At 47.9% G+C, this 305-nt stretch carries 1 pseudogene; it reads right to left on the bottom strand.

The annotated features are described in order from the left end of the window. Positions 1-305, bottom strand: a pseudogene (locus HC176_RS18815) (energy transducer TonB); the annotation flags it as partial.

The raw sequence follows: 305 nt of genomic DNA, 5'->3' as shown, positions 1-305 counted from the left end.
AAGTTTGAAATTGTAGATAATGGTTCCTACCTGTTTTGCAGGAGCCTTGGAGTCGCTGTTAAAACGTGTAGCCAAAGCAGCTCTTTTGGCAGGATCTGTCAAACAGGTGGCGTTATTGGTAGTGCCTTTTACGCCAGGAATGGCGCGGGTAACTCTCCCGCTGCGGTCTACTTCGATCTGCACCACCACTATTCCCGATTCGTTACAATCCTGTATGAATTTTTCTTTGTTCAAAGCCTTTCGCCCCCCAAGTCGGTAATTTCCATCTCCGTCGAGACCCATTCCGGTTCCGTAGTAAGATTTCG

The sequence above is a fragment of the Tamlana crocina genome, assembly GCF_012037625.1.
This window is presented reverse-complemented; position numbering and strand designations above follow the sequence as displayed.